General features: G+C 64.7%; 7 protein-coding genes and 1 pseudogene. 5 read left to right on the top strand and 3 right to left on the bottom strand.

Annotated features, from left to right (window positions below):
* Both EOA28_RS15295 and EOA28_RS15290 read left to right on the top strand, forming a co-directional pair.
* On the top strand, positions 1 to 493 hold a 493-nt coding region (locus EOA28_RS15295), incomplete at its 5' end, for a sugar phosphate nucleotidyltransferase (protein ID WP_245501526.1).
* Between the two features lie 167 nt (positions 494 to 660).
* The gene (locus tag EOA28_RS15290) at positions 661 to 3,042 is read left to right on the top strand and encodes a polysaccharide biosynthesis tyrosine autokinase (protein ID WP_127249369.1); all 2,382 of its coding nucleotides are present in this window, start codon (positions 661 to 663) and stop codon (positions 3,040 to 3,042) included.
* Between the two features lie 44 nt (positions 3,043 to 3,086).
* On the opposite strand, the gene EOA28_RS15285 is transcribed toward EOA28_RS15290, so the two are convergent.
* Together EOA28_RS15285 and EOA28_RS15280 are read right to left on the bottom strand one after the other, a co-directional pair.
* On the bottom strand, positions 3,087 to 3,800 hold the full coding sequence (locus tag EOA28_RS15285) for a metallophosphoesterase (RefSeq protein WP_245484089.1): 714 nt from the start codon (positions 3,798 to 3,800) through the stop codon (positions 3,087 to 3,089).
* A 456-nt stretch (positions 3,801 to 4,256) separates the two neighbouring features.
* A complete protein-coding gene (locus tag EOA28_RS15280) occupies positions 4,257 to 6,164 on the bottom strand; it encodes a propionyl-CoA synthetase (protein WP_127249371.1) in 1,908 nt (635 codons plus the stop codon).
* A 458-nt stretch (positions 6,165 to 6,622) separates the two neighbouring features.
* Between EOA28_RS15280 and EOA28_RS15275 the strand changes: the two genes are divergently transcribed.
* The 3 genes from EOA28_RS15275 to EOA28_RS15265 are packed head-to-tail and all read left to right on the top strand — an operon-like array spanning position 6,623 to position 8,330.
* Complete coding sequence (locus EOA28_RS15275; protein WP_127249372.1) at positions 6,623 to 6,910, top strand: PqqD family protein; 288 nt, start codon at positions 6,623 to 6,625, stop codon at positions 6,908 to 6,910.
* The gene (locus tag EOA28_RS15270; RefSeq protein ID WP_126079783.1) at positions 6,910 to 7,341 is read left to right on the top strand and encodes a lasso peptide biosynthesis B2 protein; all 432 of its coding nucleotides are present in this window, start codon (positions 6,910 to 6,912) and stop codon (positions 7,339 to 7,341) included. Before EOA28_RS15275 ends, EOA28_RS15270 begins: the two co-directional genes overlap by 1 nt.
* The gene (locus EOA28_RS15265) at positions 7,338 to 8,330 is read left to right on the top strand and encodes a serine kinase (RefSeq protein ID WP_127249373.1); all 993 of its coding nucleotides are present in this window, start codon (positions 7,338 to 7,340) and stop codon (positions 8,328 to 8,330) included. The genes EOA28_RS15270 and EOA28_RS15265 overlap by 4 nt, the downstream gene beginning before the upstream one ends.
* Here EOA28_RS15265 and EOA28_RS15260 read toward each other — a convergent pair.
* Positions 8,318 to 8,786, bottom strand: a pseudogene (locus EOA28_RS15260) (hypothetical protein); the annotation flags it as partial. The gene EOA28_RS15265 and the pseudogene EOA28_RS15260 sit on opposite strands and share 13 nt — an antisense overlap.

Genomic DNA, 8,786 nt, shown 5'->3' with positions numbered 1-8,786 from the left:
GTCCTTCGGCGCGCGCGGCTGCCTTGCCGAGACCGTCGATCTCTATCAGCGGACCGGCGGCAACGTCATCGCCGTCGAGCGCTGCGATCCCGCCGAAACCAGCAAATACGGCATTGTCGGCCGCGGCGACGAGGTCGGCTCCGGCTTCCAGGTCACTGAGATGGTCGAAAAGCCGGCGCCCGCCAAGGCGCCGTCGAATTTCTACATCAATGGCCGCTACGTGCTGCAGCCGGAAATCTTCGCGCTGCTCGGCAATCAGCAGCGCGGCGCCGGCAACGAGATCCAGCTCACCGACGCCATGGTGCGCCTCGCCCAGAGCCAGCCCTTCTATGCGCAGCCTTTCGATGGCCGCATGTTCGACTGCGGATCCAAGGAAGGCTTCATCGAAGCCACCATCGCCTTCGCCCTGGCTCGCGACGACATGAAAGGCCCTGTCTTCGAAATGCTGCAGCAATTCGTCCGGTCGCATGAGCGCCGGGAAGTAGCCGCATAATGCCCATCTTTCGGGTGCATATGCGGTTTCGCGATGGCGCGACAGCCACTCAGGCGCCCGGGCCTTCAGGCCCGGCGCATCCTGGCAGCAACGTTGCGCGGTCTTTTCTGGTCACGACGCGGATCTACCAAGGCCGATAGCGCCTGCAACCTGGAATTGGACCGAACATGAATTATGCCAACTTCCCTCTCGACAAGAGGACGCCCTTGCCCAGTGCCGATCAGGAAAAGGGTGAAGACTTCATCGATGTCGAGCGTCTGCTTGGCATGGCCGCCCGTCAGGCCAAGGTGGTGGCGATCTGCGCCGCCATCGGCCTGTTCCTGGGCGTGGTCTATCTGCAGACCACGCCCAAGCAGTATACGTCCGTGGCGAGCGTCCTGATCGACGAGGGTATGAACAAGGTCATGGACGACATCTCGGCCGCCAGCGCCACGCGGCAGACCGACGCGACGATCCTCAGCCAGATCGAGATCCTCAATTCGGCGCGGCTGGCGTCGGAGGTGGTCGACAAGTTGAAGCTCGACCAGAACCACGACTTCATGAGCCCCCCTCAATCGGCTCTGGCCAAGGGCATTGGGTTCCTGCGCGGCATCGTCGCCTATTTCCGCGGCAATGCCACCGATCAACTCCCTGGCATCCAGAATGTCGATGCCGCCACGCGCGAAGCCATGATCAAGACCGCGACTCACGACTACGCGGTTCTTATGCTGCAGACAGGATTATCGGCCGATCGCGTCAGCCGCTCCAATGTCATCAGCATCAGCTACCAGGCGACAAATCCTGCACTCGCCACGGCCATCACCAAGGCCTATGCGGACGCCTATCTCGCCGACCAGCTCAACGCCAGCTTCGACGCCACCGAGCGCGCGGCCGTGTGGCTGCAGGGCCGGCTGACCGAGTTGCGCGAAAGCTCGCAGGCCGCTTCGCTGGCGGTCGAGAAGTTCAGGGCCGAGCACGGCCTTTCCGCCAACAGCGACGGCCAGTTGCTGAGCGACAAGCAACTCGCCGACCTTAACGCCCAGCTCATCGTCGCGCAGGCCGATACGGCTCGCACCAGCGCCCGCTACCAGCAGTACAAGGCGATCGTCGACAGCGGCTCGGAAAGCGCCTTCAACGATTCGGCCATAGCGGCTGACCAGCCGAGCAGCTCGGTCATCATCGGGCTCAAGACCCGCTATCTGGCCATTGCCAAGCGCCTGCAGGACGTTGAGACCAATTTCGGCAAGGATCACCCGCAGGCGGTCGCGCTGGCCAAGGAAAAGGCCGATGTCTCGGCGCAGATCTTCGGGCAGCTGAAGCAGATCACCGAAAGCTACCGCAACGACTTCGAAGTGGCGCAGGCGCGCGAGACCGCGCTTCGCGACAAGATTTCCACAGCCGCCGGCAAGAGCTCGATCGACAATCAGTCGCAGGTGAAGCTGAAGGAACTCGACCAGCAGGCGCAGGCGCTGACCACGCTCTACCAGACCTTCCTTAGCCGCTATGAGGAAGCTTCGCAGCAGCAGTCCTTCCCGGTCGGCAAGGCCCGCATCATTTCCGACGCGACGATGCCGCTGGCGGCCTCGGGCCCTCGCACCATGCGTGTGCTGGCGCTGTCGCTGGTGCTCGGCCTGATGCTCGGCGCCGGTTTCGGCGGCCTCAACGAGTTCAACGAGCGCTTCTTCAGGACGGGCGAGGATATTCGTGATCGCGCCGGCCTGAAATTCCTCGGCTATCTGCCGACGATCGGCGGCGGCAGGGCCAAGGATTCCAAGGCCGACGACCTGCCGGCTGACGGCAAGGTGGCCAGCCTCTCCTCGGCCGAGAGGCGCGCGCGCATGCGCGTCAGCATCGATGCTCCGGCTTCGATGTTCGCCGAGACGCTGCGCAACGCCAAGATCGCCTTCGACGTCGTAATGGAGGACCGCGGCAGCCGGGTCATCGGCGTCATTTCGGTGCTGCCGGGCGAGGGCAAATCGACGGTGGCCGCGAACCTCGCCGGCCTGCTTGCCGCAAATGGCGCCAAGACCTTGCTCGTCGACGGCGACCTGCGCAATCCTGGCTTGAGCCGCAGCCTTGGCATGGAGGCCGAGCAGGGCCTGATGGAAGCGGTGGTCAATGGCCAGACCTGGCAGTCGGTCGGCAAGGTCGACCGCCAGACCAAGCTTGCGATCATTCCAGCCGTGCTGCGTGGCCAGTTCTCGCACACCAGCGAGCTGCTGGGCTCCGCCGGTATGCGGCGCTTCATCGAGAACGCCAAGGAGACGTTCGAGTACATCATCGTCGACCTGCCGCCGCTCGGACCTGTGGTCGACGCCAAGGCCTTCGCGCCGCTGGTCGACGGCTTCGTGCTGGTAACCGAATGGGGCCGCACGCCGCGCAACATGGTGCGCTCGATGCTGGAATCGGAGCCCTATATCGCCAACAAGGTGATTGGGGCGGTGCTCAACAAGGTCGATTTGAAGAAGCTGGCCAAATACGGCGCGCTCGGCGGCTCGGAACGGTTCTTCGACCGCTACTCGAGCTACTATCTGGAGAAGTCGGAAGCGCGCGCCAAGCAGGCTGCCTGACGTGGAACAGGATCAGGGCGGTTCAGCCCGAAACGGCGAATTGCCTAATCCCGTGAGGACAGCAGCCGGCCGTATTTGCCGACGATCCTGAGCGCGGTCAGTCGCCCCGTCTGGAAGGCGCCGGTGTCGATGTCGAGCCGGCGCCCGTCGAGCTTTGGGACGTCGACGATCGTGTGCCCGTGCACCACCCAGCGGTCGAGCCGGTGCGCCGCCTCGAAGAACTCCTCGCGGATGTTGAGGAGGTCGCCCTCGTCCTGCGCCTCCAGCGCGATGCCGGGCCGGATGCCGGCATGCACGAAGACGAATTGGTCGGAGCAGACCATCGCCGGCAGCGTGCGTAGGAAGTCGACATGGCTGGCGGGAATGGCCTCGCGTATGCGCGCGTCCGCCTGGGCGCTCGAACCGTAGAGGCTAATCAACCGGTCGGGGTCGACGCCGTAGGAGAACAGGGTCTCGCGGCCGCCATAGCCGAGCCAGGTTTCGCGCGACAGATGACCGTCCAGATAAAGGAGCAGCGCGACTTCATGGTTTCCCACGAGGCAGACGCGCTGGAAGCCTTTCGGCGGCGGCGCCATCAGATGGTCGACCACGCGCCGCGAATGCGGGCCGCGATCGATATAGTCGCCCAGCATTATGATGATCTTCCGGCCGCGGAACTGCTGCGCGTCGAGCTCGATTTTCTGTTCCAGCGCGCGCAGTTCGTCATAACAGCCATGCACGTCGCCGATCGCATAGACGATCGTGTCGCGCATATCCATCACAAGGCGCTCGCGCGGCGCGGGTCGAGGGCGTTTCGATCGTTGGAACAGGCTCACGGATTGAGGCTCGGATACTTGCACTGATTTGCGCCTCGATATCATGCCGAATGCAAACAATTCCACACCGGCGGTCCAGGCAGCCAGACGAGCGGTTCCCCGCTTCCACGAAACGGTAGACCCCTCTCGGCGGGCTTCAACAGATGATGGAACAGGGTGGGACCGAGCGGCGGCAGGATGCGCGGCTCGCCGCCGGCCGCTACCGGCCGGTTGACGGCGACGGTAGCAAGGCATCGCGGTATGTCGACGCCGCCGAATGTCATCTCTTGTTGAGCCATGCCGTGCCTTCGGTATGGCCCCCCAGGCAAACTTAAAGTCTGATGCTGCATCGCACAACAAGCGATTGCAGCGCGGGGGAAACTGGCTAATACATTGTTAACGCGGCCGTCTGCCGGGCTGCTACATTCCGATGCCGCGGCCCCTCAGCGCCGCCGCGATCTCGTCGAGGATCGCGGGGTCGTCGATGGTCGCCGGCATCGCCCACTCCTCCTTGTCGGCGATCTTCTGCATCGTGCCGCGCAGGATCTTGCCGGAACGGGTCTTGGGCAGCCGCTTAATCGTCACCACGGTCTTGAAAGCGGCAACCGGGCCGATCCGCTCGCGCACTAGGCTCACCACCTCGCTCTCGATCACGCCGCTGTCGCGGGCCACGCCGGCATTGAGCACGACGAAGCCCAGCGGCACCTGACCCTTCATGGCATCGGCAATGCCGATGACGGCGCATTCGGCGACGTCGGGGTGGGCGGCCAGCACTTCTTCCATGGCGCCGGTCGAGAGACGGTGGCCGGCGACATTGATGATGTCGTCGGTGCGGGCCATCACGTAAAGATAGCCGTCCTCGTCCATCATGCCGGCATCGGCCGTCTTGTAGTAGCCGGGGAATTCTTCCAGGTAGGCCTGGCGGAAGCGGGCGTCGGCATTCCACAGCGTCGGCAGGCAGCCGGCGGGCAGCGGCAGCTTGACCACGACATTGCCGAGCGTGCCGCGCGGCACTTCGTGGCCGGCATCGTCGAGGATGCGGATGTCATAGCCCGGCATCGGCACGCCGGGCGATCCGTATTTCAGCGGCAGCAGCCCGAGACCGGCCGGGTTGATCGTCATCGGCGAGCCGGTCTCGGTCTGCCACCAATGGTCGATCACCGGCCGATCGAGCTTCTGCTCGGCCCATTTGATCGTCTCGGGGTCGGCGCGCTCGCCGGCAAGGAACAGCGTGCGGAACTTCGACAAATCGTATCTCGGCACGAACTCGCCCTTGGGGTCCTGCCCCTTGATGGCGCGGAACGCGGTCGGCGCGGTGAACAGCGCCACGACGCCATGCTCGGAGATCACCCGCCAATAGGTGCCGGCGTCCGGCGTGCCGATCGGCTTGCCCTCGAACAGCACGCTGGTGCAGCCATGCAGAAGCGGCCCGTAGACGATATAGGAATGGCCGACCACCCAGCCGACGTCGGAAGCCGCCCAGAACACTTCGCCCGGCTTGACGCCGAACTCGTTGTCCATGGTCCATTTCAGCGCGACCATATGGCCGCCATTGTCGCGCACGATGCCCTTCGGCTGGCCGGTCGTGCCGGAGGTGTAGATGATGTAGAGCGGGTCGGTGGCCAGCACCGGCACGCAGTCGACATTGGCGCCGGCGGCGCGCTCGCGGGCGACCGCATCGGCATAGTCGATGTCGTAATTGTCCTTCATCTCGCAGCGCAGTTGCTCTCGCTGCAGGATGAGGCAGGCGTCGGGCTTGTGCTTCGACATCTCGATCGCCTTGTCGAGCAGCGGCTTGTAGGCGACGATGCGACCGGGCTCCAGGCCGCAGGAAGCGCTGACGATCAGCTTCGGCTTGGCGTCGTCGATACGGGTGGCGAGCTCATGCGAGGCGAAGCCTCCGAACACCACCGAATGCACGGCGCCTAGCCTCGCGCAGGCCAGCATCGCGATCGCCGCTTCCGCCACCATCGGCATGTAGATGATGACGCGGTCGCCCTTGCCGACGCCGCGATGCCGCATCACCGAGGCCAGCGCGACCACCTCGCGCTTCAGTTCGGCATAGGTGAATTTCCGGATCGTTCCGGTGATCGCGCTGTCATGGATCAGCGCCAGCTGGTCGGCGCGTCCGCCGGCGACATGGCGGTCGATAGCGTTGTAGCAGGTGTTGCAGGAAGCGCCGACGAACCAGCGGCCATAGACGCCTTGCGCCGGATCGAAGACCTTCTCGGCCGGCCTGTCCCAGTCGATCGCCTTCGCCGCTTCGGCCCAGAACCCTACGGGGTCGCGCTTCCAGCCCTCATAGACTTCGTGATAGCGTGAGGCCATCGACATTCCCTCCCAGGACATTTTTTTGCCGTCTGGGAATAGCCTAAGTCGCTTTCATAGGCCATGTCTTCCTGACTTTCGTCGATATCGCCCGTCAAGCTCACCTGTCCGGCGCCGCCATGGCGTCGCCGCTCTTGCTGTCCGTGATGTAAGCCGGCTTAAAGCGGCAGCGCCGCCAGTATCAGCCCGACGCCGCCGGCGATCAGGATCGCCGCCGCAAGCGCCTTCCGATGGCGTTCGAACGCCGTCGGAGCCCGTTCCCAGTTGTAACGCATACAGATCATTCCCCCAAAGCCCGGCGGACTCATAGCTTACGCTAGGGCGGGAAGGCAAGACCTCGCTAATATTCGCCCCACGGCGGGCCGCGCGGCACGGCCGGTCGTTCCCTCCGCCGTCCATGGCGATGGACAGTCTCGCGGTGCCGCGCTATTTGCTCCCGGGCGAAGGGGAGCGGGCGCATGGCCGAGATTGGTTCCAAAACGGTGCTTCGGATGGCGGACGACGCGTCCGTCCAGCATGTCGGCGACGGCGCCGTCGTGCTGTTGGCGCGCAGCGGCCAGCTCTACACTTGCAACGACACGACCGAGGCTTTTCTCGACAAGGTTGATGGCGCGCGCAGCCTCGACCAGATCATCGACCTGTTGTCGGACGAATTCGAGGTCGACAAGGCGACGCTCGACGAGGATATGGCTGAATTGGCGGCCGAGCTGGTGGCTGAGGGCATCCTCGCCGACCTAGGCGTGTGATGACCGACGGACCGGTCCTGCGCGCCCTGTTCCGCGCCCATTTGTGGCTCAGCGCCCGGCTGCTGCCGGTGCTGGTCGGCCGGCGTGATTTCGAAAGCGTGCTGAAGCTGGCGCCGCTGCGCTCGCCCGCGCCCTATCGCGACTTGCCCTGGACCTATATCGTCCAGCGTGTCAACCGAACGGTGCGGCGGCCCTGGTTCATGCGCGACCGCAGATGTCTTCGCGAGGGTCTGCTCGGCTTCCGTTTTCTGCGCATGGCCGGTCTCGACCCCGAGCTGCGTTTCGGCGTCGATGCCAAATCGATGCACGAGCCCCGCCTGTCGGCGCATTGCTGGGTCTGCCTCGACGGCAAGCCGGTGGTCAGCGACAGTCAGCCAGGCATGGTGGAGATCTACCGCCATCCGCCCAGCGTGAAGGCGTCCGCTGCTTGAGCGACCGGACAACGACTTTCTTCTACGATCTCAAAGGGCAGGTCATAAGCCTCACTGCCGCCCGCGCCGACCTCTGGCCGAGCTTCGACCTGATGCTCGGCGCGCTGCGTGTGAGCAAGGCTGCCCGGCCCGGCTTTCGTGTCGATATCATCGAAACGCTTGATCTGCAGGAAAACCCTGAAGGGAAATTGGCTTTCGATGGCGAAGTGCCCTTCGACGGCCATTGCCGGATGATCGACGCCGGAGACGTCTTCCACCTCGTCTTTCCAGGTCAGCAGACGCTGTCGATCCTCGACAAGGAAAGCTGCGCCGAAATCCGCGTCCATCCGGACAGCAAGATCAAATGGACGCTGCTGATGATGGTGCTGGATGCCGCGCTCGATGCCGGAGGGCAGCACATGCTGCACACGGCCGGCCTGACGCTGCCGGGCAGCGAAGCGCTTGTGCTGATCCATGCGCCGAGCGGCACCGGCAAGTCGACGACGTCGCTGGCGCTCGCCTCGCAGGGCTTCGGCCTCTGTTCCGACGACGTCATGATCCTCAGGGCGACACAGGACGGCGTAACGGCCTGGGGCATGCCGCGCAAAGTGAAGATCCATCGCAACACCGCGGCGATGCTGCCTTTTGTGTCGCCCTACCTTGGCGAGACATGGGATGCTGAGGGCGAGCAGGCCGTGTCGCTCGATCGCCTTGGCGAGATCATCCGTGTCGAGGATGTTCGCGCCAGGCCGGTCGCGGCTCTTCTTCATCTTGCCCGCTCGGCCGATGGCAAGACAAGGCTGGTGCCCATGGCCAGGACCGATGCCATGGTGGCTTTGGCCGCCGACAATGTGAGGACCGGCATGACCGGCCTTTTGCCGCTGCAGAAAAGGCGAATGGCGACGATCGCAATATTGGTCAAGACGGTGCCGACCTTCACGCTGGAAGTGGGCGCGAGGCCGGTCGAAGCGGCGCAGCTGATCCGCGCCGCTCTGGGTCAAGCCGGATAGGGCCGTGCCCGCGCCAGCCTCTGCACCCAGCGGAAAGCGTCGCGGCTGAGGCGCGAGCGCAGCTTTTCGCGCGAGTTGACGCGCAGCAGCATGTTGCCGGTGATCAGCCATTTCGCCAGCCTTATCGAGAGGTTCGGCTTGATGCGGTTCGCAAGCTCGATCGCGCGCGGCGCGCCGAACAGACGTCCGGTGACGTTGAGGACCGTCGCCAGCTCAAGCTCTATGCCGGTCATGCGGGCCGCCTCCAGCAGGCGCGCTTCATCTTCCGGCGATCTCAGCGACCGCACGCCTTGCAGCACGTCGACGCAGAGCTGCAGCCGGTGAAACTTGTGGCCGCCGGCGGCATGGACGATGGCGATGGTCAGAAGTGCGGCCGGCGTGTCGGTTTCGCCGCCGTCGATCGCCTGCAACTCGCGGAAGCCGAGCGACAGGCGCCGGCGCATGCCGGTGTCGTGC

This window comes from Mesorhizobium sp. M2A.F.Ca.ET.067.02.1.1 (assembly GCF_004023285.1).
Classification (GTDB): Bacteria; Pseudomonadota; Alphaproteobacteria; order Rhizobiales; family Rhizobiaceae; genus Mesorhizobium.
Note: the sequence above shows the minus strand (reverse complement) of the source record. Positions and strands in the feature narration are given on the sequence as shown.